The organism is Scytonema sp. PCC 10023 (assembly GCF_963920835.1).
Taxonomy (GTDB): Bacteria; Cyanobacteriota; Cyanobacteriia; order Cyanobacteriales; family Nostocaceae; genus Kalymmatonema.
The window spans coordinates 1-22,948 of sequence record NZ_CAWUDP010000081.1 but is presented as its reverse complement, the minus strand read 5'-3'; the positions used below and the strand labels follow the sequence as shown (position 1 = coordinate 22,948).

Below are 22,948 nucleotides of genomic sequence, written 5' to 3'. Positions count from 1 at the left end.
GCAAGGCCCTATTAGTCGTCTTTTAAATAATAAAAAACATACTAAATTTTCCTAAAGATAATTCATTTTTTATTTTTAGGCATAAGTATATTCTTAAAGTGGAAACTGGTTGATTTTCTCCTCACGTGTTTGCAGATATTCAGCCACTTATAGAGACGCATTGGCACTTTTCGGAGATGTGTTATGAAAGCCAAAAAAAAGTTATTAATGGCTATCGTCGGAGCAGCGTTTACGTTGCTGGGAACTGTAAGTAGCGCTCCTGCTCAAGCTTCCCTTTTTATCTTCAACTTCCAGTTCAACGCTCAAGAAACTGGTGAGCCAGTTAGCGGTAACTTTGTCTTTGATGACTCAATCCCAGCGGGCGTGACACCTGACGGTGCCACTTTGTATGGAAACGCGAGTCCAGAGTATACTATTAATGCCGGAAAAGATATCTTTAAAGGTTCTTCCAATTCGATTGTAGTGGGAAGTAATTTAGCGAGACCAGATAATAGTGGGCTTTCTGCAGACGTCATCGGGTTTAATGATTTTAAAAACTTTGATCCTAGCAATCCTAAATTTTTGGCTACGTTCGCTTACCTACCTAATTCCCTAGGTTCCAATGCTTTATCCGATTTAGTTACGACTCTCCCGTCCTCCGGATTTGCGCTCATTAATACTCCCACAGGGGCTACTCTATCTTCCACAAATGCCTTTACTTCGATTTCGCGTGTCCCTGAACCTGCTTCTACATTAGGGGTATTAATGTTGTCTGCTTTGGGCATCGCTTCACTGCTGAAGCGTAAAAACTGGAGTTTAGACTAAGCAACATTTAAGTCGTTCAACTAGTATTACGGTTTGACGAAATGCTTTTAATTTGGCAAAAGAATCCATAGCGGTTGTTGAGAGTTGGTTGTGCTTCTCTCATCTTCCGCTTAAGGGGTGCTTGTTCTAACTACAAGCATCCCTTCATTTTTTTGCATTGTAACCGCGTAGCGATCGCGATTCGGGGCACTGCGCTCCGCGCGATCGCCTGCTTTAGTCTAAATTCCAGTGTCTAATGGTAATCGGTTTATTTCCAGGCACTGTGGTGCTAGTGTGTTCAATTATTCTAAGAGGATGTTTGAGAAGTATCAAATATTTTATTTGATCCCCCCTTTGCCCCCCAACCCCAGAGGGGACTTTTACCCCCCTTAAAAAGGGGGGTAAAAGTCCCCCTTTTTAAGGGGGATTTAGGGGGATCATTGATAAATTTTGGTACAAAACTACACTTTCCAAACATCCTCTAAGAGTGCAGCTGACTTTTTGAAGTTAGTATTAAGCTATTAAGCTATTGTGTTAAGTTTCTTTCAACCTTTGCTTAACTGTCTTAACTGTCTTAACTGTGGTTGCATTTTCTCTAAAATTTTGAAATTATACCGTAGACAATCATTGAACTTGGCAGTAGCTACACGAGAAATTATGAGACGAGTTTTACAAAAAATCTTAGCAGCATTGCGTTCAGTTCATGTGGAGAAAATTGATCGGGTAAAGATTTTAGGAATAAATCCAAGTTTCGATTTCTTGCTGGAGCGCTCTCGACAATAAAAAGTAGGAAAAGTAGGAAAAGTAAGAAAAGTAAGAAAAGTAATATAATTGCGATAAATAATTGACTATTTTGTTGATATACTGCTAACTTACGAGATAGCTCAATAAGTAGGTCGGCGTAAATAATTATCGTTGGGATAAGGCAGGGAGCAGGGGGCAGGGGGCAGGGGGAAAAAGGGTTTTCGTCTTGTTTACTTTCCTTCACACAGTTTGGTTTTATTGTGCCGACTTACTTACACTTTTTTTAAATAGTAATATTTTGAGATAAAATGCAGTATTAAATTTATTGCAGTCATGTAAAGTCAAGTTATCCTGCGCTGATAATAGGCATCAAGAAGCTGTTAGCGAAGTTTAGACAGTGGAAGATTATGTTGTAAAACGCTTCCTTGAAAATTATGAATTAGATTTTAAGAAGGATATACGAGCTAATGCAGTTAGATAACTATATAGAAGCGTGAAAAGGTGGAAAGATAGTTGAATTAATTTATGATTTTGCAGATGTTATTACAAAATAATAATTGAACGAATTATGATACCTACTCAAAATCAACTTAGTTTGGAATGCAACAATACTCAGGTGGATTATCCTCAGGATAAGTGTATTCATCAATTGTTTGAGGAGCAGGTAGAGCTTACCCCGGATGCTGTAGCAGTTGTATTTGACAATCAACAACTTACATACCGCGAATTAAACTGCCGTGCTAACCAGTTAGCACACTACCTTAAGTCTTTGGGTCTGGGAGCAGATGTGCTGGTAGGCATTTGTGTAGAGCGTTCTTTAGAGATGGTGGTGGGACTACTGGGCATTCTTAAGGCAGGTGGGGCTTACGTGCCACTTGACCCAGAGTATCCCAAAGAGCGCTTGGCTTTCATGTTATCGGATACTCAGGTGTCGGTGCTGTTGACTCAGAGGCGGTTGGTCAATGAGCTTTTTGAGCAGGAGCCACGGCTGGTCTGCTTTGACACGGATGGGGACGCTATTGCTAGAGAGAGCCAAGAAAATCTAGTCAGTGAGCTAGCACCACACCATCTTGCCTACGTGATGTATACTTCGGGATCGACTGGAAAACCCAAAGGCGTGCAAATTACTCACGCCAATGTCTCGCATTATATTCCAGCAGTCAGCCAAGTGTTGCAAGTTCAGCCTGAGGATGTCTATCTCCACGTGGCATCTTTCTCGTTTTCCTCCTCAGTCAGGCAATTAATGGTGCCTCTGTATCGAGGAGCCACCAGTGTTATTGCGAAGCGCGAACAAACCAAAAACCCCATCAGTTTGTTTGAGCTGATCCACAAACAAGGAGTAACGATTTCTGACGGCATACACTCAATTTGGCGCTATGGACTTCAGGCATTAGAAACTCTGGACAAAAGACACACAGAGGCACTTCAGAAATCTAAATTACGAACTATTGTGCTTTCTGGTGACTTACCGCCAGTTCAAGTTTACAAACAACTACGAGACCTGTTTCAAGAGCGGATACGCATTTTCAACGTCTATGGTCAAACAGAAACCATTGGTAACTGTGCTTATTCCGTTCCAAAGGACTTTGACCCTGAACGAGGATATATTTACATACCCGTAGGCTATCCTTATCCCCATAACCAAGCTTATATCCTTGACGAACATCTTCAACCTGTTACACCAGGAGAAGTCGGCGAACTTTATATAGGTGGTGCTTGTTTGGCTCGTGGCTATCTCAATCATCCAAAGCTGAATGGCGAAAAGTTTATCTCAAACCCTTTGAGTCAAGATCGAAAGCAGCGATTATTCCAAACTGGCGACTTAGCTCGCTACTGGTCAGATGGTTCCATAGAATTATTAGGTCGCACTGATTTTCAAGTCAAGATCAGGGGGATGCGGGTTGAACTAGGAGAAATTGAGTCGATACTTGTACAACATCCTACTGTCAAAGAAGCTGTGGTCATAGCCACAGAGGATGTACTAAGGGAAAAGCGCCTTGTAGCCTATGTAGTTCCCAACTTATCTTTATCCGAAATTATCCAAAATGTTTTTACAAAAGAACTGCGCGGCTTTCTAAATCAGAAGTTAGCAGATTATATGGTGCCTTCTGCTTTTGTGCTGCTTGATTCTTTACCTCTAACCCCTAACGGTAAAATAGATCGCCTTGCTCTGCCTGTCAGCAAAGTGGTGCCTCCAGAACTAGAAGTTGCTTACGTCAAACCCCAAACGGAGACTGAGGAAATCATTGCTACTATTTGGCAAGAAGTACTCCAGGTAGAGCAAGTAGGCATTCACGATAATTTCTTTGAACTTGGGGGACATTCCCTGTTAGCTACGCAAGTAATTTCTCGCTTACGCAAAGATTTCTCTCTGGAGTTGTCTCTACAGCATTTGTTTAAAGCTCCTACTATCGCTAGTTTAGCCCAGAGTATTGAGGCGCTTCGAGAAGTAAACCAAGACTTATATGTATCTAGTGAGGCACTTGAAGAGGAATACGACAAAGAAACCCTAATTCCACAACTACAAGAGGGTAAAGCAGAAATCCTCACATTCCTTGCCCAAACCTACCAGGAACCTTGGTGGGGTAATGACAACGAACACCCCCTCTCTCCAGAACTCGAACTATATTGGGTAGCCTCACAACTTACTTCTGGGGACACATTTGCACCAACATTTTCCATCCCGAACCGTTCAATTTGGGAGTGTGAGTTTGACCCTGTTTTATTCCAGCGTGCGTGTGACTTGGTCGTCGAACGCAATGAAATTTTACGAACTCGCCTAATTCGCAAAGGCGCTTGGTTTCTTCAAATACTGAGCAAGCTGCTACCTAGTTCTTCAAAGAATAAAGGAAGTCTATCAAAATTTAAGCGTCTGGAACAAGCAACCATTGCATTGTTAGAGAAACCAAATTCTGTCCAAGCTAGATTATTGCATCGATTGATATCTCTCAAAATTCAATTGGAAGTCGCTGTTGTACGCCAAAAGGTACTACCACCCCAATCCGTGTCATGGACTTACCACAATTATGAATATGTCAGCGATGAGATGGAGTTACAGTCTATTGTTGAGGAAATCACCACCAAAGAAAGTAAATGTCCTTTTGACATGGAGACAGGACCGCTTTTGCGCTGCACGGTGATCAAACATAGTCGTAATATCCATACGGTGATTGCGATCGCCCATCATGGTTTTGTCGATTTCATCGGTATACAGCAGGTATCCGATGAACTGCGTGCGGTGTATCAAGCGCTGTTGAGAAATGAACTCAATTCTCTAGCAGTCCGTCCTCAGTATAGCGATTACGCCACTCGATGGGCATCGCTAAGAAACAGCGCCAGTTACAGGTCAGATATCGAGTTTTGGCAAAAGCACTTTGCACAATGCAAACCTACGGTTGTACCTCCACAACCAAGTACCTATGACCGCGAGGATTTTAGCATTAGCGAACCCGTAGCAAAGGAAACAGCGGCGCTGATTCACTCGTATTGTCAGCAAATTCGCGTGCCAGCCTCCGCATTTTTCCTTGCTGGGTACTACTTGTTTTTATACCAAATGACTGGGCAATCCCACCTCTATGCAGTGGTCAATAATGGCAGCCGTCCTGATTTAGAAAGTGAAGCAACCATTGGTACATTTTTGCAGCTATTTCCGCTAGTTGTGAATCTGACACAAACCCCTACCATAGCAGACGTGATTCAAGCTTCAGCCCAAAATATTTTTGCTGGTCTAGACCACAGAAAAGTTTCTTTGCCTCGTCTCGTTAGCCATGACATCCGTATCGCCGCAGCAATGATGAAGCAGCCAGCGTGTGTATTCCAAATTATACAAACCACTCAGGAAAACAAACCACATCGCCGCTTACCGCGTAACGGGGTTGAAGCCACTGACTGGAAGCTTTCCATTGGCATTAACGGTTCCGCTCAGTACAACATTAATGTCAATTACAATACCGCCTTTTACGGACACGAATATGTCGAAAATTTGTTTGAGGAATATCAGCAAATTTTAGCAATTATGGCAACAAACCCGTTAGGTTCAGTGTTAGACAACCTGACACCATTTGCAACTTGAAAGTGACGCCATATTGTGTTGGGTTGAATACTTATCGTTAGGGCTGAGGGGGAGAAGGGGAGGGGGAGATTCATCGAATGTACGTTGAACTAGTTAAAGTGTTTTCTTCTGTTCAAAAATGATGATGACTACAACAAAATTAAATCACGCCATTGTAATTGGCGGTAGCATGACCGGACTTTTAACCAGTAGGATATTACTCAATCATTTTGAACGCGTCACACTCATTGAACGCGATATTTATCCTGTCAAACCAGAATTTCGCCGAGGAGTTGCTCAAGCCCATCAACTCCATCAATTAATGGTACGCGCTAATATCATTTTGGAATCACTTTTTCCTGGAATTGAGCAAGAACTTCTGAATTTAGGTGCAGTACAGATAGATTGGCCTAAAGATGTATTAATTGTTTATGGTTCGCAATTAGTGCCAAGATTTTCTTTCAATTTACGTACGCTATTTCTGGGCAGACCACTTCTAGATTGGACTATAAAATCTCGTTTAGAAGCTTTTAAAGGCTTCCACATTCTTGAGGGGCATGAAGTCACTGACTTATTATATGACGCTCTTCAAAAACGGGTGAATGGCGTCTTACTGTGTAGGAGCGACAACAGAATAAACGATGACAGCCCATCTATTAACTCCTTACTTGCCGAACTTGTTGTAGATACGACTGGTCGAGCAACAGAGGCTCACAAATGGTTAGCAACAATAGGCTATACACTTCAAAAAAAAACTGTAGTTGATGCATCAATTGGTTATGCATCGCGTTTATATCAACCTTCGCCTGAATTCAAATTTGATTGGAAAGCTGTTCAAATGTACCCAAGACCACCGTATTTACGTGGTGGTGGAATCTATCCGGTAGGAAATAATCTTTGGCATGTTGGTTTGATTGGAATTAATGGTGACTATCCTCCAACTGATGAAGTAGGGTTTCTGGAGTTTAGTAAAACGCTACCAGCTTTAGAAATACATGAAGCGATAAAATCTGCAAAACCTGTGTCGGAAATTCACAGTTATCGTCAAACACAAAACCGTCTCTATCACTACGAAAAACTTTCTCAAATGCCGGATGGTTTTATTACACTTGGAGACGCTGTTTGTGCCTTTAATCCTGTTTATGGGCAGGGAATTACAGTAGGAGCTTTGAGTGCATTAACTTTAGATGATTTGCTCCAAGAAGAAAAATACAAGAAAGGCAAACTGACTGGCTTTTCAATCCGGTTTCAGAAAAAATTAGCCAAAGTGATTGCTCATCCTTGGTTACTGGCAATTTTAGAAGACTTCAATTGGAGCAAAACTAAGGGTATTAAACCCCAGCCTTGGTTTGTTTATAAATTAATCCAAAGATATACTTACCAGCTTTTACAAAAAGCTGCTAAAGAACCAGATATCTGTCAATCTTTTGCTGAGGTAATGCATATGTTGAAACCAACCTCTTCACTTTTTACTCCTCGAATGTTTTGGCGTGTATTGCTGGAATTAACACCTAACAAAGCTGAGATAGTATCCGAAGATATACGAAAAATTACCGCTCAGAGATTAACTTGATTTTTCAGAAGCGAAGAATTCTAATTTCTTAGTCATTTGATGTTTGGTGACCTAATTGATCCAAACAGTACCAATCCTTAGTAAGAATTCAGAAATCAGGAGCCAGAACTTAGAATGTTATAGAGAGCAAGGAATCTCATTTCTATGGATTCTGTGCAATTATTTATCCCTATAGCTATACGCATTGTTTATTCTGAATTCTGAATTCTTACAACCATCAAGACAATTTGGAATAAAACGTCAGATATATGAACAAGGAATTAATCGAAAACAAAGAACGGGATATTCTGATTTTACATATTGCATTTACCGTTCTTTCTATGGTAATGCTCATGGTTCCTCTGGGGCAACCCATAGGCATTCGACTATTCGCCTTAGTCGTTATTTATAACTTGGCTATTCCTGGAATAGGTTTGTGGCTTGAACACAATGACTAGGTTGATTTATGGCTATTTGTTTTCCCCCTTAGTCTTTTTATAGTACTGCCTGATTCGTTTCTCTGCTCTGGGCTTGGTGTGCTGGTTTATCCCGAAGATAGTTTTATAAAAATTGATCCAATACCAGTCTACATGGCTTTTATGTGGACTATTCCTCTTATTCTGATAATCTTGGCAGGAGAGCAAGTACAGAAGCATATTTCTCAGAGAACTGCTTACATTTGTGTAGCTGCTGTTTCTTTGTTTATCGTAGGTATAGCTGAACAGACTATGTGGGCATTGCCTTCATGGTCTTCTCAGAATGTTATCACAATTAATCACTGGGCTGTGTATCTTGTTATTCCAGAAATGCTTCTAGGACTGTCAGCTTATATTGCTTATGAAAATATTAAGTATAAGAGTCTATTGGTGAAATTTCTTACTGCATTTTTAATAATGCTTTTGTACTGGTTTAATCTTGTGTTTTTTTATTTTTTCGTAGAGAAGGTGCTGCTTGGGCTGCAAATATTATAAAATGCAAGAGATTAACAGGGGCAGGGTAAGCGGGTTTTTAACATAAATTTTACTCGTTGTATTAGTTAGGCGATCGCACAAGTGAAAAATAAACAGCTTGACCCGAATCTTTGTTTTTTCTCTTCCAACCTGCCGCTGCGGATGACTTAATTCAGCTTGCCTGCAAACTCCAAAAACCAATATAATTAGTAGTCTGTAATTCGTAATTTGTAATTGTGTTGGTAATTACAAATTACGGTCAGATCTCCGACAACTTTTACAAAGTCGGGGTTCTTGTAACCCATTAGAATTAATGAAACAAACCACTAGTTGGGGTAGTTGTGATGATTTACAGCGGTTTTCAAGTAGATAAACCACGCTCTTTGGGGCAAAGAAAGGCTAGCCTTTGCCCTCTACAAAAATCTGTGGTTCAATTAGCTGAAAATAGCTGTAATTTCTAATTCCTTCCTTTTCTAAATTTTTCTAGTTATTTTGAACCAGAGTTATTCGGAATCGCTGCGGTAATTTGACGTAGCAACATCACTCCCCAATAAGGAACAGGAGCAAGTAACACAGTACCCGTTCCCTCGAAAGTATTGACTAAAAACTCACCTGAAGTCATGGAACCAAAAATAGACTTAGTGGCTTTTTCAACACGATAATTTAAGGTACTTGTGCGAGCAATTGCAAAATTACCATCCACAACTAAACGGTCATTTTGCAAATGCACCTCCTCTACAGATCCTTGTGCTACCATGACCACTTTACCTCTGCCTTTGACTTTTGTTTGAAACAAGCCTTCACCACCGACTAACCCAGCAACCAATTTATTTCGCTCAACACCTACCTCTACAGAACCGTCGCTTGCCCAATATGCGCCACTATCCAAAATCCATTCAGTGCCGTTTAATTCCATGATATGAAATCCAGATAACGAAGGCTCCAAATATAATTCACCAGTTCCTGTATAAGTGGGGCGAAAAATGTTTTCACCTGTTGCTAGGGATTTCAACAAACCACCTGCTGAAGGTGCTTTAGATTGCATGGTAATATTGCCACGCATATAGTACAAAGCACCTGACTCTGTCTTGACTGTTTCGTTTTGCAAAATAACCTTGACTAAACGCAATCCTTCTCTTGCTATAACTTCAAAAATTGCCATTGATTTCCTCTTTTTTATACAAAGACGTAGACCCTAGATAATAGTCATACCGTATTAGCAAACATTTATAGCAACAAACTGGATGACCTCTGCCAAACCTTCCTGTGTTTTCAAGTTTGTGAAAACAAAAGGTTTTTCACCACGCATTTTTTTAGCATCCCGTTCCATGACACTTAAATCTGCGCCAACATAAGGAGCTAAATCAGTTTTATTGATTACCAACAAATCAGACTTAGTAATTCCAGGACCACCTTTGCGGGGAATTTTATCACCAGCGGCAACATCGATAACATAAATCGTTAAATCCACCAATTCCGGACTGAAAGTTGCAGCCAAATTATCACCGCCGCTTTCCAAAAATACCAAATCCAAATCTGAAAACCGCGTTTCTAACTGTTCAATTGCTGCCAAATTCATTGAAGCATCTTCCCGAATAGCAGTGTGAGGACAACCTCCAGTTTCGACACCCAAAATGCGATCGCCTACCAAAGCTTCAGAACGCACCAAAAACTGAGCATCCTCCTGCGTATAAATATCATTCGTCACCACAGCAATCTGATATTTATCACGCATCGCCTTACACAAAGCATCAACCAAAGCCGTCTTCCCAGAACCCACTGGACCTGCAACACCAACTCGAAAAGCGTTCATAAGCAATTAGTCATTAGTCATTAGTCATTGGACTTTGGACAAAAAAGCAAGTTCGCGTGTGATGTCATGGCGATCGCATACAATTTCCGCCACTTCTTAAGCAACCAAATTTTGCCTCATAGCGATCGCTCGTCCAAAATCCGTAGTCTAACACTTTAGGGTGCCCAATGGGGGCTTAAAGCCGCTACAACTTACGCAAGAACCGTTTTTCATAGCTTCCCAAGTAGACTCTTCTGAAGCGACAAATTACATCACATCCAAGTTCATGAGCCCTCTTCGTAATGTCGTCAAGCAGATATGAGTTAGCGTCAATGTACTCGCAGGCAGTACAGCATTTAGTTGCAACACACAATTCAAGATTTTCTGGCTCTGTGCCGTAAATATGCACGGGCCACCAAAAGCACTCGGACGGTTTTACACCCTCTGGATGCAGCCTGCACAGGTTTGTTTCGGTTAGAAACTGACAATTATCTTTTTGGTCGTAGAGGTAGAATCCGTCGTACTTAACACATCGAGACTCGAATTCACCAAGTTCACTTGCTGAGTTGCCTGCAAGCCACTGAACAATTGCTTGATATTCTTGTTCGGGCAAAAACAACAGACCCGCCTTGCAGCAGCTAGCTTGAGTTAGCTGACATGCATTAGCAAGAGAGGAGTTTATGGAATTGATAGGTGTTTTCATCTGTCATTTTTACAACTGCACTTATAATACGCTATGAGAAAAAATTAAAGCAGCTCTTCAATTTCCTGATTAGCACTTAGCACTCCTACCAAAACTTCGCCCTTTTGTGCCATACCGTCTGGAACCGTGCTTTCCTGTAATTGTGGGGTTTCTGTATCACTTTCGTCAATTTTGGGACGGATCAAAGTCAGAATTATTCCAATTAGCACCATTGCCGCACCAATGAAACTGCGAGTTGAAAAGGTTTCGCCGAGTAGCAAAAATGCGACAATTGCCCCGAACACAGGTTCTAGAGCAAAGAATAGTGCTGCTTCGTGGGCAGATATCCATTGCTGTGCAACTGTTTGAAACAAAATGACTATGGCAGTGGCAACTACGCCAAGGTAGATTAGTACACCTAAACTCGTTTGAATTGCCTCAATGTGTTCAGTCACTCCGAAACCAGCCCACAATATGCCTAGTACTGCTACGACCCAAATCTGGATTGTAGTCAATGGTATGGGTGGGTGGTGTGGCGAAAACATCTCAAGCACAATGATATAAACGGCATCGCTGAAGGCAGAACCTAACAACCAAAAGTCGCCGATAAGAGGCTCCCCACTCTTCCAAGACATCACCCCAATTCCGGTAAAAGCAAGCATCACAGCTAGTACCGCCCTAACGGATAGGCGCTTGCGAAACAGTAGCTCAAACAAGGTGACAAAGACCATGTTGAGACCAAAGATAAATGAAGCTTGGTTTGCACAGATAGTTTCCAATCCAATCGTTGCAGTAGCAAAGATTGCAAAAAGTAATACTCCGAGAATTAGCCCGTCACGTACTAACTTTAGACTCAGGTTACGAACAAACGGGGTAAGAATTATTGCCCCAATTGTGAAGCGAATTGCAAATTGCGTAGCTGGCGAAAGACTAGCGATCGCCTCCTTGATTGCTGCAGGAATAGTTCCCAATATTAAAGCTGTAACAACGATCAACACAACACCTAGAGTGTGTCTGTGACTTTCTGGAATAAATTTTATCATAGACTACTTATAATAATACAACTAATAATACAACTGGTGTCCTGAAGCGATCGCGCTACATACTCCCCAAAAAATGACCAGCCCTACGAGCGCACGCGAAGCGGGTAGGCATGACGAATCAACCTAGAGAAATCCCCTACTTCTCAGGCTAAGCGCGAGCACGCTCCCACACCGCTATGGTATATTGCATCCAAGCACATTTGTTGTCGTTTCTTTTGGTCTCTCCATGCCTGACGAATTTCTTCTGACAGACTGTGGAAGGGATCGAAATACATGAAGTACTTACCTGGCTTGACCGATGGTGCTGTGTACACACTCACGCCCGTCTCACGGTTGTAGTATTCGTAGGAATGAATGCAACGCTTGCCACCACCGCCAGGGGCGTCTAAGACAAATGTTGGGGTGTTGAAGCCCGCAGTCACACCACGCACATTCTTTTCAATTTCGATAGCAGTTTTAACACAAGTGCGAAGATCTTCGACACCTTTGACCATGTCGTGTTGGAAGACATAATAAGGCTGGACGTTAATATAACTCAATCGTTTAACGAGAAGCTGCATTTTTTCATATGTGTCATTGACGCCACGCAGAAGTACCGACTGGTTACGTATGGTTATACCACGCTCAAACAACTTATCCATAGCACGTTTGGATATCATCGTGATTTCTTTAGCATTATTGAAGTGCGTGTGGATGGCTACTTGTTTGTGTAGTTTACGCCCTAAAAGGAATACTTCCGTGAGTGCATCTAGCCACTTTTCATCGCTGAGAATTTTCATTGGCATGACAGCAAGCCCTTTGGTTGCAAAGCGAATGCGTTGAATATTGGGCATCTGAAGTAGCCGAAAACCAATTTTTTTAAGAGCTTCAGCAGATAGATTATATGTGTCACCACCGCTAATGACTACATCCTCAAGCTCTGGACGGGACTCAATGTATTGAAATGCATTTTCCCAATGTTTGGAATTGAGGTACAGATCAACTTTCTTAACAGTTTCAGTGTCTGCGCCAATAGCATAGCTGCGTGTGCAGAAACGACAGTAAACTGGGCATGCATTTACTGTCAAAAAAAGTGCTTTGTCAATGTAGCGGTGTGTCAGACCTGATACTGGAGCATCTTTCTGCTCATGCAGGGAGTCAAGTGTCAGCATCGGGTGGTCTTCTATCAGCTGGGTGCTCACAGGTATAAACTGTTTGCGAATTGGGTCATTCCAGGGGTCATTCCAGTCAATCAAACTCAGCAAATAGGGAGTGACACGAACATTCATTGGCGCAAAATGAAATCCCTTGCTAATAGCTACAATAAAATCGTCGCTAACGACGCCTTTGATTGTCTCGGCGAGCTTTATCAAGTCGGAAATAGAATTTTTTATTTGCCATTTGTAGTCGAGAAATTCGTTTTGAGAAACCTTAGCGAAAACAGGGATTTCACGCCAAAATTCGCCTTCTTGAAGCTCGCGATGCTCAAGAGTGTACATCAATTATATTGTCTCCATGAAGAAATTAGTTTTTTGGACACAAGTAAGACAATATCATAAATAATCAAATTGCGAGCAACGCGATTTTGTAATATCCACGAACACATCTTTTTTGTCTTTTTGTCCAAAGTCCAATTCTCAATGAAGATGCATTTAATATTTATTAAACTTAGTCATTAGTTATTAGTCAACTTTCAACTTTAAAGGCTCAACCTTTAATTTCCGACAGACTTCCCTGCCTCTTCATTTTGCCCTAACTCCTAAACAACCTTGTATACTGCGTTTCATGCATCATACTTGCCAAAGACAAACCCCAGCTACAACAACCAAGTTCATCATCCTCCAAATTCATAATCTCCACGACTACATCACAAAGTAATCCTTGTAATGATCGCATTAACTGCTGTCCTACTGTTTGTCCCAAAGGAATCAGCTTTACCCCAGCAGTCATCATATGACTTGCCCAAGTATGCAGATATCCCAATAATGCCGCTTTGATATTGATATCCCAATCAGCAGCTGCAATCCCAAAAGCGATCGCATAATTGCAAGGATTACCAACAGCATTGACAATCGGCATGATTTGTGGTTCTAGTTTACTAAGCAACTGGATGAGCGATCGCCCCATTTGCCAGCTAGAGGCGCGTAATTCTTCTGTTTCCCGAGCAGCAGATAACCACATATTCCAGTACGATAGCGCCTTGAAATCACCCATTTTGACAGATTGATAAGCTCGTACCATCACCGCCGCCTCTAACCGTATTGCCCCGTAACGCAGTTCTGCCTCTAACCAATGCTGTAAGGCTGCTTGATGAGCGATCGTGCCATTCTCAACCAGCGTTTCCAATCCTTCAGAATAGCTATAAGCTCCCACAGGTAAAGCTGGGCTAGCTAGTTGCAAAAGGCACAAAAGGTTGCCATCAGTGAGTGTGATGATGTCCATAAGCACCTGGTACTGGGTGAAACGGTGAAAATTCCTCCTTGACTTCTAACCCAAGTTTTTCCAGCATGGCGCGTAAAACTGGATCAGGAGATAACCGTAAATAGGTCGCTGTGATCTCTACTGGCACATGACGATTTCCCAAATGGTAAGCTGCCCGTAGTAAATCTAGCTGTGTTTTGGCAGTGACAGTTAAAACTGGTTCTGGTATTGCGATAACTCTTACTAAACTACCACTTGTTTCATCTTGCAGAATATCTCCATCTCGTAACACCGTTCCTCTGGGTAAACCCAAAAACACAACTTGTCCATCTTTCTCAAAACGATGACGACTGCGGGTGCGTTCTTCTGCTGTTAAAGCCAAGGTTAAGGTCACTTGTGTATCAGCATTAGGCGGTTGACGTTGGGTCAAGGTTAGCATGATTTTCTAGGGGTGTAGGGAATCACTAAATTCTTTTTTATTTGTGCTTACGCAACAAAGATCATGAATTGGAGGGTAAAAAGCCGAGCAACTATATACACTAAGGCACCGGCAGGCATTCCGGAAGCAGCGCGTAAACAACACTCGACCATTTAACGATATTGCGGAAGTCCCCACCTTCAATGTACTCTAATGGTAGGTATAGGGAGCGGGCAATAATGAAGACATCCTCAACCGAATTAAACCGTAGGTTTGACAGGGCGGAGGATGGTTGAAGAATTGCCAATCTTCGTATCAGGGAGAGACTTAATGTAGTCTTGAATGACCTCAGACATGGACACACCAAGATCAACCGCGTAATTCTCTAGCCTTTCTTTTTCTTTGTCTGTCAACCGCACAATAATTTTATTTGTTCTCGCAATTCTAACCATATTTCCGGAATCCGTGTTACTCTTATTGTAGACACATATAGACTAGCACAAGGAAGGTAAAAACAAGTAGTGGCGACAAGACGAATGACTTTTCGGTTATACCCAACCAAACAAATAGAACAGTCGCGTGCGGTATCACCGGAAACTTCATAAAGACTTGTTCAACGCTGCTGTATACAACAGATTTACGCAATACGAAAAGTTCAAGCATTCTGTTAGCTATATAGAGCAGCAGAATAGTTTGCCAGCATTCAAAGAGGTTTGGACAGAGTACAAAGAGGTTAACTCTCAAGCCTTACAAGCTACTCTCAAAAGAGTGGATTTTGCATTTGAACGGTGGTTCAAGGGATTGGGCAAACGTCCAAAATACAAATCAATTCGCCATTATTCGGGATGGACGTATCCAGCTAAAACTGGCTACTCTGTTGAGTCAAGTGGCGAAAACGGATATATTGTTTTGTCCAAGATTGGACGCATAGTAATGCGTGGTAAGGCTAAGTATTGGGGTTCTCCAACTACTTGCACAATTGTTTATCGCAATGGGAAGTGGTACGCATCTATTACTATTGATGTCTTGGAGCAGGTCTTAAACAGTAATGTTTTACCAGTTGGTGCAATTGGTATTGATTTGGGTTGCAAGTCAGCTTTGTCTATGACTGATGGAACCAATCATCAACAGATTGACGCCCCTAAGTTTCTACGGAATGCCGAACGCAGAATAAAACAAGCGTCTAAAGAGAAAAGACGCAAACAAGCACCAAACAGAAAGAAGAAAGTTAAGGCTTCTAGACGATGGAAGAAAGCCCAAACGAAGGTTGGCAAACTAACTCGTAAAGTTGCTAACCAACGACAAGATTGGGTACATCAAGTTGCAGCAGAGATTGTAAGCGGTAATAGCTTCGTTGCAACTGAAAAGCTAGAAGTCACCAAGATGACCAGTAAGGCGCATATTGGCAAACGTAAAAAACAAAAGGCTGGCTTGAATAAGTCAATACTTGACGTTGGATTTGGGATGCTCAAAAGCACTATCAAGTACAAAGTAGAACAGATTGGCGGTGTGTTCATTGAAGTTCCAACCAAGAAAGTAAAACCAAGTCAAACCTGTCCTAAATGCGGACACCAGCACAAAAAGACTCTGGATGTGCGCGTCCATGAGTGCAGTGTCTGTGGATATGTACAAGACAGAGATGTTGCTGCCGCAGAAGTGATGCTTTACTGGGCTAAAGGAACTCTACCGGGGTTTGGAACGAGCCTCGAAGACGCCGATGTCGCTAGCTCTACTTCACGCACCCGCAAAACTGCGGGAAGTATGAAGCAACTAGGACGCGCGAAGCGTCAAAAATCTACTCTTACTGGGCTGGATGTAGAAACCCGCCCTTACTTCGTAGAAGGGCGGGTAGTTCATATACTAGGCTCAAAGTCATAGGACTAGCAATACTAACACCCATCATTAGCAGCGCTAGAGATGTAGTTACAGGTAATTGCCAGACACATATATAAATGCAGCATAAAAAATCTGGCACGTATGAGGTGTACGTGCCAGTTAGTTGGTTACTATCTATTTTTCCCAGTGACAACCAAAATTATCAAAATGAAAGCGTCAAGATTAGGGACTTGCAATTAAAAAAATCTCCAATTTGTAGTGACGCATCGTGGGTTACGGCGCAATGCAAGTCCTGTATGTAAAATCTCAATTGTCGTACGCCGGAAGCTACCCTACATAATGGATAATTTATTTGGTACTTCCTTCGCCGCCAATGGTTGTGCGCTTAATTAAAGGGTCTGCTCCACCTTCCGCTTGTCTGTCTGTAGGTGTCCCGTGCAGTCTTGGATCGGGTACGGGTGGTAGGGGTTCTGGTCCTAGCGGTCTAGGATTTTCAACATACTCGAATTGCCCTTTGCCGTCTGGGGTAGGTCCTTGTGCCCAGCGACCTTGAGCACTTTCGGTGCCTTCTGAATGATTCCAGAACTGATAAGCAAATTCGCGCTTCTCCAATTCCAATGGGAAGGAACTGGGAACTGGAGTGTCTTCCAGTCCATCTGCTTTTAACTCTTCAAGGGCTGCTAGCCACTGGTTTTGATGCATGGTGTCGCGGGCAATCATGAAACTCAGGGTATCTTTCACTCCTGCGTCGTTGCTCATCTCGTACATCCGCACTGCTTGCAAGCGTCCTTGAGATTCCGCATGGAGATTTGACCGGAAATCAGCCATCAGGTTACCACTGGCGACGATGAAGCGACCGTTCCAGGGGAAACCGACGCTATCCGATGGTGTGGCACCTAAACCGGAGACGATAGCGTGTTGGGGGTTCATAGCTGCCGCCATAACATCTACAATCACATCCTGTGGATTGGTACCGCCCATAACCGCGCCCACCACTGGGTCTTGTGCACCTTGTTCTTGTAGTTTGATGGGTGCTTTATTTAATAGGTGAGCAATCATCGTGGCAAGCATTTCGACGTGACCGATTTCTTCGGTACCAATGTCCAAAAGCATATCGCGGTACTTTGCAGGTCCACGACAATTCCAGCCTTGGAACAGGTACTGCATCATCACGGTCATTTCACCAAAGGTGCCACCGATGAGTTCTTGAATTTTCTTGGCGTAAATTGGATCGGGTTTTTCTGGTGGTCTGAAGTACTGAAGCTTCTTAGTGTGGTAAAACATTATTGTGACCTCATTTGCATACAGGGCGGCACAAATTCAGGCTCAATTGATATTTGTGTCGCCTATGCTTTCTAGGAAACCTATTTAATGCTTGTTGTACCTCACTCTATAGTTAAATAAAAAATACTGAAAAAATAAGTAAACTGACTGAGGTCATTGAGTTGTTAGGCAGAAGACAAAGAATGCTATCCCAGAGGCTGCTGCCTTTAGAAAATAAAGAAAAAACCAGAGGATCAGCCTCTGGTGAGATGTTACTATGAGTGATTCTGGTAAGAAGTGAAGGTGTATAAATTAATCCTCATCCCGTCCGTGAACTTGAGCGGGTGGGCTGGTTGCCTCAACGGCGGTGAATGGTTCTAGGATTTTGTAAGTGTGGGATGCTCCTTTTGGAACTACCCAGGAATTTCCAGCCTCTAGTAGAATGACTTGACCTTCGATGTGCAACTCAGCACGACCACTAATGACATAACCAACGGTTTCATATTCCCGCGTTGCTGGTTCTTTGGGTTCGTCAGGTTGTTCGTTCTCCCAAAGACGCATTGAAACAGTTTTGCCGGATGCGAGATACTTTTGACCTTGTTGACCTTTAGGGGAATAAGCGGAGTCTACTTTTTTAACACTTGTGTCAGCCATATTTGTTTCCTCAATTAAGTTTGTGAAAAATCAACCGCCAAGACGCTAAGAGCGCCAAGAAGGAATAAGAGAGTTGTGAGTGCTAAACTTTGATGGTTTTGCCTGTACGGGCTGCTTCGTAAATGAGCTGCATAAGTTTAACGTCTTGCAAGCCTTCTTCGCCAGGAGTTTTGGGCTGTTTATTTTGCATAATCGACTCGGAAAGGTGATCCATTTCTAGGGCGAACTGGTTCTTTTCTTCAATTTTTTGCTCTTGGTTACCGTTCTTGTCCTTAATGATCAGGCGATGTTTGTAGTAGTCGGTGGCTGGGTCTAATTCCAAGACTGCATCAGACCCAAAAACTTGAATGCGTTTGGTATTGGAGTAGCCGTAGCTTGAGGTACAGTTGGCAAGGACGCCGCTGGGAAACTGTAGCACGAAGTTGACATTTTCCTCGACCTCACGGAAGCGGGGATCGCCAGGAGTGCTATACATCATGGCGCTAATTGCTACAGGTTCCTCGCCAGTAACGTACCGCGCTGCTTGCAAGCTGTAGATACCAATGTCGTAGAGGGAACCGCCACCAGCTAGTTTTTTTTGCATTCGCCAGATATCGGCGGGGTCTTTGGGGTTGAGTGTCCGCCCGTGGTCTGAGGTTATCGACTTGAGCTTGCCAAGTTTGCCACTTTGTGCAAGTTGAATGGTGGCGAGGTTGTACGGTTCGTATTGGGCGCGGTAGGCAATCATCAACTTACGGTTTGCTTTCTTTGCCGCGTCAATCATTGCTTGGCATTCCTCGACGGTGTTCGCCATCGGCTTTTCACACATGATGTGTTTGCCTGCTTGCGCCCCACGAATGCTGTATTCAGCATGCATCCCGTTAGGCAAGATGATATAAATAACGTCTACTTCCGGGTTATTACGGATAGAGTCGTAGTTCTGGTAGTTATAGATATTTTTTGGGTTGATGCCGTATTGCTGTGCATACTTTTCGGCTTTAGGGCGATCGCCACTCACCAAAGCCACTAACTTTGACCTCTTGCACTCAGCAAATGAGGGCATAATCTGTTCGGTGGCAAACTTACCTAAACCAACGACTGCCCATCCTAGCTTTTTTTCAGGAGGCAAAGACGGTTCTTTAGATGGTGCTGCTTGGGCGAAAGTACGTACAGGTTTGATAATGTGTCCGACTGCCCCAGCAACACTGAGTCCCATGAACCCATAACCTGCTTTGTGTAAAAGAGCGCGGCGAGATAGTTCTTTTTTTAGGGAGTCAAACATAGTTAGTTATTAGTTATTAGTCATGAGTCATTAGTTCTTTGCGGCAACAGACTAATGACTCATGATGTTAGGGTTTCAGTACAACTTTGATGCAGTTGTCTTTCTTGTGCTTGAAAATTTCGTAGCCGTCAGGCGCTTGTTCTAAAGGTAAGCGGTGGGTGATGATAAATGTTGGGTCGATTTTGCCGTTCTGTATGTACTCAAGTAAAGGACGTAAGTACTTGTGGACGTGGGTTTGTCCCGTCTTGAATGTTAAGCCTTTGTTCATGGCAGCACCCATTGGTACTTTGTCCAAAAAGCCTCCGTAAACACCCGGAATTGATACATGACCGCCTTTACTGCAAGAGAGAATGACTTGGCGCAAGGCTGTAGGTCTGTCTGTTTCTAGACGCACTGCTTGCTTTGCTTTGTCGTATAACGCCATAAAGTCGGTGCCATGCGCTTCCATTCCCACTGCATCCATCACAGCATCAGGACCACGACCGCCAGTCATTTCTTTGAGGGCTTCGCCAACATCCACTTCTTCGTAGTTGAGGACTTCTGCTTTGCCGTATTCTTTCGCCATCTGTAGACGTTCAGGGACGCGGTCAATGGCAATGACACGCTCTGCACCTAGTAAATAAGCACTCTTGATAGCGAATTGTCCAACTGGTCCACAACCCCAGATAGCAACAATATCACCAGGTTTGATGTTGCAGTTTTCTGCTGCCATGTAGCCAGTTGGGAAAACATCTGTTAAAAATAAGACTTGTTCATCCGTTAATCCATCAGGAATTTTGAACAAGCCTACATCGGCAAAGGGAACTCTGGCATACTCTGCTTGACCTCCAGCGTAACCACCCATCATATGAGAGTAGCCAAATAGACCTGATGGTGAATAACCCATCAACTTTTCTGCCATCCAGCCGTTCGGGTTGGAGTTGTCACACAGCGACCAGTAATCGCGTTTGCAAAAATAGCAGTTGCCGCAGGATATTGTGAAGGGAACGATAACGCGATCGCCTATTTTGATATTCTTAACTGCGCTGCCAATCTCAACGACTTCCCCCATGAATTCATGACCAAGGATATCGCCCTTTTCCATCGTGGGGATGAAACCGTCGTAAAGATGTAAATCAGAACCGCAAATTGCCGTCGAGGTGATTTTGACTATAGCATCTCGGGGGTTAATAATTTTTGGATCTGGCACCGTCTCGACTCGCACATCTTTGGCACCATGCCAGCAAACTGCTTTCATATTCAATAGTCCTTAGTTTAGTGGAGTATGGGGATAAGGAAGTAAGGGAAGATAGGGAAGAAGATACTCCCCCCACTTCCTCCACTTCCCCCACTCTCTTTCTACTTATCTAGCTTGAGGGGGTTCTTGGTAGTACCCTTCTCTTGTTCCAGTTACTGGCGCAACTGTTTTTTCAACTCTTTTTTCAGTTGAGTTCAAAAATTCTTTTGTGCTGCGAGGAAGTTCTTCATTAAGATTGAGTTTTTCGGTGACATTGTCAGCAGTTTCTTTCAGGCTTTCTCTGGCTTGTTCAATCAGGTTGTTGCCGTTACTGCTCGTGGTTGTTTGTGGTTGTGCTTTGTAATAATTTGCCTCTGGTGTTGCTACGTTTTCATCTAGATCGACCGATGCACGGAGATTATCAGCAGTTTCTTTCACCTTTTTTGTGGCTTTTTCAATCAGGTTGTTGTCGTCTTGAATACTGCTTGTATCAGAACTTCTATCAGAAGGTGTCCCCTTGTAATAAATACCCACTGGGGATTTCACGTTTCCATCACTACTGCCAGAACTACTGCCAGAAACAGATTCACCAATATTGCTAACTTTTTCTCTGACATTATCAGCAGTTTCTTTCAGATTCTTTCTAGCTTTTTCAACCAGCTTATTGTCGTTTTGGATATTGCTTGTATCAGAGCTTTTATCAGAGCTTTTACCAGAGCTTGTATCAGAAGGTGTCCCCTTGTAATAAATGCCCACTGGGGATTCTACGGTTTCTTCAGCTTGTGCTATCAGTCTGTTACTGTAGCCAAAAGCCTGCATTACAAAAAATGTTAATCCTACTACAAAAACAGTCAAAATCTGACGCAAGCGATTCATACAATTCCTCCGATATATTCAGTTTGGATTGAGTTAGTAGATAGTAGTTATTGGTTCTTTTTGAGAACTAACAACTTATGTAAAGACGCTTCAAACAGCGCGTTTCTACAACTATCAACTAACAAGCTTTATGGTTTAAGCAGAACTTTGACACAGTTGTCTTTCTTGTGCTTGAAAAGCTCAAAGCCCTGCTTTGTTTGTTCAAGGGGTAAGGTATGGGTGAAAACGCGAGATGGGTCAACTTTGTCATTCAAAACATGATCCAACAACATGGGCATATACTTTTGACCGAACATTTGCCCCATTTTCAAGGTCAAAGCTTTGTTCATGGCTGCACCCAGTGGCATTTTGTCCACAAAGCCAGAGTAAACACCCATGATTGAAAGAGTACCACCTTTGCGACAAGCCAGAATCATTTGCCGCAACACATGGGGGCGGTCAGTTTCTAGCCTCACCGCTGTCTTGGCTTCATCATAGAATCCTTCTAGACCCATACCGTGTGCTTCAAGTCCGACGGCGTCAATACAAGAGTCAGGACCACGTCCACCCGTCATTTCTTTGAGGGCTTCGCCTGCATCGATTTCCTCATAGTTGATAGTTTCCGCATTGGCGAAGTCTCTAGCCATTTGGAGGCGTTCGGGGAATCGGTCGATAGCAATGACGCGTTCTGCACCCAGCATATAGGCGCTTTTCATGGCAAACAGTCCCACAGGACCACAACCCCAAACTGCTACGATGTCTCCGGGTTGAATATCGCACATTTCCGCGCCCATATAGCCGGTGGGGAAGGCGTCGGAGATGGGCAGCACTTTTTCATCAGGAATGCCTTGCGGAACTTGCACAGCGCCGTAATCAGCAAATGGCACCCGTATGTAGTCCGCGAAGGCTCCTGCATAGCCTCCAAAAGCATGGGAATAGCCGAAAATCCCTGATGTACCAAATCCAAATAATTTATCTTGTATCCATCCGTTGGGATTGGAATTATCGCACAGCGACCACTTCTGATGTTGGCAGTAATGGCATTGACCGCACCCGATAATTGAAGAGACGACAACGCGATCGCCCTTTCGCAATTTCTTAACTTCACTACCAATATCGACCACTTCCCCCATGAACTCGTGACCAATAATGTCACCAGATTTCATAGTCGGGATGTAGCCATCATAGATGTGCAAGTCAGAACCACAGATGGTTGCTGACGTTATTTTCAAAATAGCATCACGCGGGTTAAGAATTTTTGGATCTGGTACCGTCTCCACCCGCACATCATTAGCGCCGTGCCAACATACTGCCTTCATTTAAGCGTTCTCCTCTATAAGCCCTGGAAGAAGTGGGGAACATCACAAGGACGAGGGGCATCAGAAGCATATTGCTCCCTCATCTCCCTCATCTCCCTCATCTCCCTCATCTCCCTCATCTCCCTCATC

20 protein-coding genes and 1 pseudogene are annotated in these 22,948 nt (G+C 43.1%); 7 read left to right on the top strand and 14 right to left on the bottom strand.

Annotated elements, in window-relative coordinates:
• Window positions 1–183: 183 nt before the first annotated feature.
• The 6 genes from ACM0OZ_RS35445 to ACM0OZ_RS35420 all read left to right on the top strand — a co-directional run bounded on the left by ACM0OZ_RS35445 (window position 184) and on the right by ACM0OZ_RS35420 (window position 8,101).
• Window positions 184–804 carry a PEP-CTERM sorting domain-containing protein gene (locus ACM0OZ_RS35445; RefSeq protein ID WP_414587521.1) on the top strand — a complete coding sequence of 207 codons (621 nt, stop codon included), beginning with the start codon at window positions 184–186 and terminating at the stop codon, window positions 802–804.
• 636 nt (window positions 805–1,440) lie between these two features.
• Window positions 1,441–1,566: a hypothetical protein gene (locus ACM0OZ_RS35440; RefSeq protein ID WP_272937103.1), complete on the top strand. Its 126-nt coding sequence runs from the start codon at window positions 1,441–1,443 to the stop codon at window positions 1,564–1,566.
• A gap of 529 nt (window positions 1,567–2,095) precedes the next feature.
• Window positions 2,096–5,599 carry an amino acid adenylation domain-containing protein gene (locus ACM0OZ_RS35435; RefSeq protein ID WP_414587519.1) on the top strand — a complete coding sequence of 1,168 codons (3,504 nt, stop codon included), beginning with the start codon at window positions 2,096–2,098 and terminating at the stop codon, window positions 5,597–5,599.
• A 301-nt stretch (window positions 5,600–5,900) separates the two neighbouring features.
• Window positions 5,901–7,151 (top strand): NAD(P)/FAD-dependent oxidoreductase, encoded by a 1,251-nt coding sequence (locus ACM0OZ_RS35430; protein WP_414587518.1) that lies wholly within the window; start codon window positions 5,901–5,903, stop codon window positions 7,149–7,151.
• A 248-nt stretch (window positions 7,152–7,399) separates the two neighbouring features.
• Entirely contained in the window at window positions 7,400–7,588 is a 189-nt protein-coding gene (locus ACM0OZ_RS35425; protein ID WP_414587517.1) for a hypothetical protein, read from the top strand.
• 39 nt (window positions 7,589–7,627) lie between these two features.
• Window positions 7,628–8,101, top strand: coding sequence for a DUF6989 domain-containing protein (locus ACM0OZ_RS35420; RefSeq protein ID WP_414587539.1), 474 nt, complete (start codon window positions 7,628–7,630; stop codon window positions 8,099–8,101).
• A gap of 466 nt (window positions 8,102–8,567) precedes the next feature.
• Here ACM0OZ_RS35420 and ACM0OZ_RS35415 read toward each other — a convergent pair whose 3' ends face one another.
• From ACM0OZ_RS35415 to ACM0OZ_RS35380, 8 genes are all read right to left on the bottom strand, one after another.
• Window positions 8,568–9,242 carry an AIM24 family protein gene (locus ACM0OZ_RS35415; protein ID WP_414587516.1) on the bottom strand — a complete coding sequence of 225 codons (675 nt, stop codon included), beginning with the start codon at window positions 9,240–9,242 and terminating at the stop codon, window positions 8,568–8,570.
• Window positions 9,243–9,296: 54 nt separating this feature from the next.
• On the bottom strand, window positions 9,297–9,893 hold the full coding sequence (gene ureG, locus ACM0OZ_RS35410) for an urease accessory protein UreG (protein ID WP_414587515.1): 597 nt from the start codon (window positions 9,891–9,893) through the stop codon (window positions 9,297–9,299).
• Between the two features lie 184 nt (window positions 9,894–10,077).
• Window positions 10,078–10,575, bottom strand: coding sequence for a hypothetical protein (locus ACM0OZ_RS35405; protein ID WP_414587514.1), 498 nt, complete (start codon window positions 10,573–10,575; stop codon window positions 10,078–10,080).
• A gap of 44 nt (window positions 10,576–10,619) precedes the next feature.
• The gene (locus ACM0OZ_RS35400; protein WP_414587513.1) at window positions 10,620–11,597 is read right to left on the bottom strand and encodes a DMT family transporter; all 978 of its coding nucleotides are present in this window, start codon (window positions 11,595–11,597) and stop codon (window positions 10,620–10,622) included.
• A gap of 143 nt (window positions 11,598–11,740) precedes the next feature.
• Window positions 11,741–13,075, bottom strand: a complete 1,335-nt coding sequence (locus tag ACM0OZ_RS35395) for a KamA family radical SAM protein (protein ID WP_414587538.1) — start codon at window positions 13,073–13,075, stop codon at window positions 11,741–11,743.
• 253 nt (window positions 13,076–13,328) lie between these two features.
• Window positions 13,329–14,018: an urease accessory protein UreF gene (locus ACM0OZ_RS35390; RefSeq protein ID WP_414587512.1), complete on the bottom strand. Its 690-nt coding sequence runs from the start codon at window positions 14,016–14,018 to the stop codon at window positions 13,329–13,331.
• Window positions 13,996–14,436, bottom strand: coding sequence for an urease accessory protein UreE (gene ureE / locus ACM0OZ_RS35385; protein WP_414587511.1), 441 nt, complete (start codon window positions 14,434–14,436; stop codon window positions 13,996–13,998). The genes ACM0OZ_RS35390 and ureE overlap by 23 nt, the downstream gene beginning before the upstream one ends.
• 239 nt (window positions 14,437–14,675) lie before the next feature.
• Window positions 14,676–14,867, bottom strand: a complete 192-nt coding sequence (locus ACM0OZ_RS35380; protein WP_069351262.1) for a hypothetical protein — start codon at window positions 14,865–14,867, stop codon at window positions 14,676–14,678.
• Window positions 14,868–14,951: 84 nt separating this feature from the next.
• Between ACM0OZ_RS35380 and ACM0OZ_RS35375 the strand changes: the two are divergent.
• Window positions 14,952–16,293, top strand: a pseudogene (locus ACM0OZ_RS35375) (RNA-guided endonuclease InsQ/TnpB family protein).
• A 306-nt stretch (window positions 16,294–16,599) separates the two neighbouring features.
• Here the strand turns inward: ACM0OZ_RS35375 and ACM0OZ_RS35370 are convergent.
• From ACM0OZ_RS35370 to ACM0OZ_RS35345, 6 genes are all read right to left on the bottom strand, one after another.
• Complete coding sequence (locus tag ACM0OZ_RS35370) at window positions 16,600–17,535, bottom strand: manganese catalase family protein (protein WP_414587510.1); 936 nt, start codon at window positions 17,533–17,535, stop codon at window positions 16,600–16,602.
• A gap of 291 nt (window positions 17,536–17,826) precedes the next feature.
• Window positions 17,827–18,168 (bottom strand): cupin domain-containing protein, encoded by a 342-nt coding sequence (locus ACM0OZ_RS35365; protein ID WP_414587509.1) that lies wholly within the window; start codon window positions 18,166–18,168, stop codon window positions 17,827–17,829.
• An 82-nt stretch (window positions 18,169–18,250) separates the two neighbouring features.
• The gene (locus tag ACM0OZ_RS35360; protein WP_414587508.1) at window positions 18,251–19,429 is read right to left on the bottom strand and encodes a Gfo/Idh/MocA family protein; all 1,179 of its coding nucleotides are present in this window, start codon (window positions 19,427–19,429) and stop codon (window positions 18,251–18,253) included.
• A 67-nt stretch (window positions 19,430–19,496) separates the two neighbouring features.
• Window positions 19,497–20,666, bottom strand: coding sequence for a zinc-dependent alcohol dehydrogenase (locus ACM0OZ_RS35355; RefSeq protein ID WP_414587507.1), 1,170 nt, complete (start codon window positions 20,664–20,666; stop codon window positions 19,497–19,499).
• A gap of 105 nt (window positions 20,667–20,771) precedes the next feature.
• The gene (locus tag ACM0OZ_RS35350) at window positions 20,772–21,521 is read right to left on the bottom strand and encodes a hypothetical protein (protein ID WP_414587506.1); all 750 of its coding nucleotides are present in this window, start codon (window positions 21,519–21,521) and stop codon (window positions 20,772–20,774) included.
• A gap of 128 nt (window positions 21,522–21,649) precedes the next feature.
• Window positions 21,650–22,819, bottom strand: a complete 1,170-nt coding sequence (locus tag ACM0OZ_RS35345) for a zinc-dependent alcohol dehydrogenase (RefSeq protein ID WP_414587505.1) — start codon at window positions 22,817–22,819, stop codon at window positions 21,650–21,652.
• Between the last annotated feature and the right edge of the window lie 129 nt (window positions 22,820–22,948).

Bases quoted from the DNA above. Each gene is read 5' to 3' on its own strand.
- ACM0OZ_RS35445 (WP_414587521.1), top strand. From the start codon at position 184: ATGAAAGCCAAAAAAAAGTTATTAATGGCTATCGTCGGAGCAGCGTTT.
- ACM0OZ_RS35440 (WP_272937103.1), top strand. From the start codon at position 1,441: ATGAGACGAGTTTTACAAAAAATCTTAGCAGCATTGCGTTCAGTTCAT.
- ACM0OZ_RS35435 (WP_414587519.1), top strand. From the start codon at position 2,096: ATGATACCTACTCAAAATCAACTTAGTTTGGAATGCAACAATACTCAG.
- ACM0OZ_RS35430 (WP_414587518.1), top strand. From the start codon at position 5,901: ATGGTACGCGCTAATATCATTTTGGAATCACTTTTTCCTGGAATTGAG.
- ACM0OZ_RS35425 (WP_414587517.1), top strand. From the start codon at position 7,400: ATGAACAAGGAATTAATCGAAAACAAAGAACGGGATATTCTGATTTTA.
- ACM0OZ_RS35415 (WP_414587516.1), bottom strand. From the start codon at position 9,242: ATGGCAATTTTTGAAGTTATAGCAAGAGAAGGATTGCGTTTAGTCAAG.
- ureG (WP_414587515.1), bottom strand. From the start codon at position 9,893: ATGAACGCTTTTCGAGTTGGTGTTGCAGGTCCAGTGGGTTCTGGGAAG.
- ACM0OZ_RS35405 (WP_414587514.1), bottom strand. From the start codon at position 10,575: ATGAAAACACCTATCAATTCCATAAACTCCTCTCTTGCTAATGCATGT.
- ACM0OZ_RS35400 (WP_414587513.1), bottom strand. From the start codon at position 11,597: ATGATAAAATTTATTCCAGAAAGTCACAGACACACTCTAGGTGTTGTG.
- ACM0OZ_RS35395 (WP_414587538.1), bottom strand. From the start codon at position 13,075: ATGTACACTCTTGAGCATCGCGAGCTTCAAGAAGGCGAATTTTGGCGT.
- ACM0OZ_RS35390 (WP_414587512.1), bottom strand. From the start codon at position 14,018: ATGGACATCATCACACTCACTGATGGCAACCTTTTGTGCCTTTTGCAA.
- ureE (WP_414587511.1), bottom strand. From the start codon at position 14,436: ATGCTAACCTTGACCCAACGTCAACCGCCTAATGCTGATACACAAGTG.
- ACM0OZ_RS35380 (WP_069351262.1), bottom strand. From the start codon at position 14,867: ATGGTTAGAATTGCGAGAACAAATAAAATTATTGTGCGGTTGACAGAC.
- ACM0OZ_RS35370 (WP_414587510.1), bottom strand. From the start codon at position 17,535: ATGTTTTACCACACTAAGAAGCTTCAGTACTTCAGACCACCAGAAAAA.
- ACM0OZ_RS35365 (WP_414587509.1), bottom strand. From the start codon at position 18,168: ATGGCTGACACAAGTGTTAAAAAAGTAGACTCCGCTTATTCCCCTAAA.
- ACM0OZ_RS35360 (WP_414587508.1), bottom strand. From the start codon at position 19,429: ATGTTTGACTCCCTAAAAAAAGAACTATCTCGCCGCGCTCTTTTACAC.
- ACM0OZ_RS35355 (WP_414587507.1), bottom strand. From the start codon at position 20,666: ATGAAAGCAGTTTGCTGGCATGGTGCCAAAGATGTGCGAGTCGAGACG.
- ACM0OZ_RS35350 (WP_414587506.1), bottom strand. From the start codon at position 21,521: ATGAATCGCTTGCGTCAGATTTTGACTGTTTTTGTAGTAGGATTAACA.
- ACM0OZ_RS35345 (WP_414587505.1), bottom strand. From the start codon at position 22,819: ATGAAGGCAGTATGTTGGCACGGCGCTAATGATGTGCGGGTGGAGACG.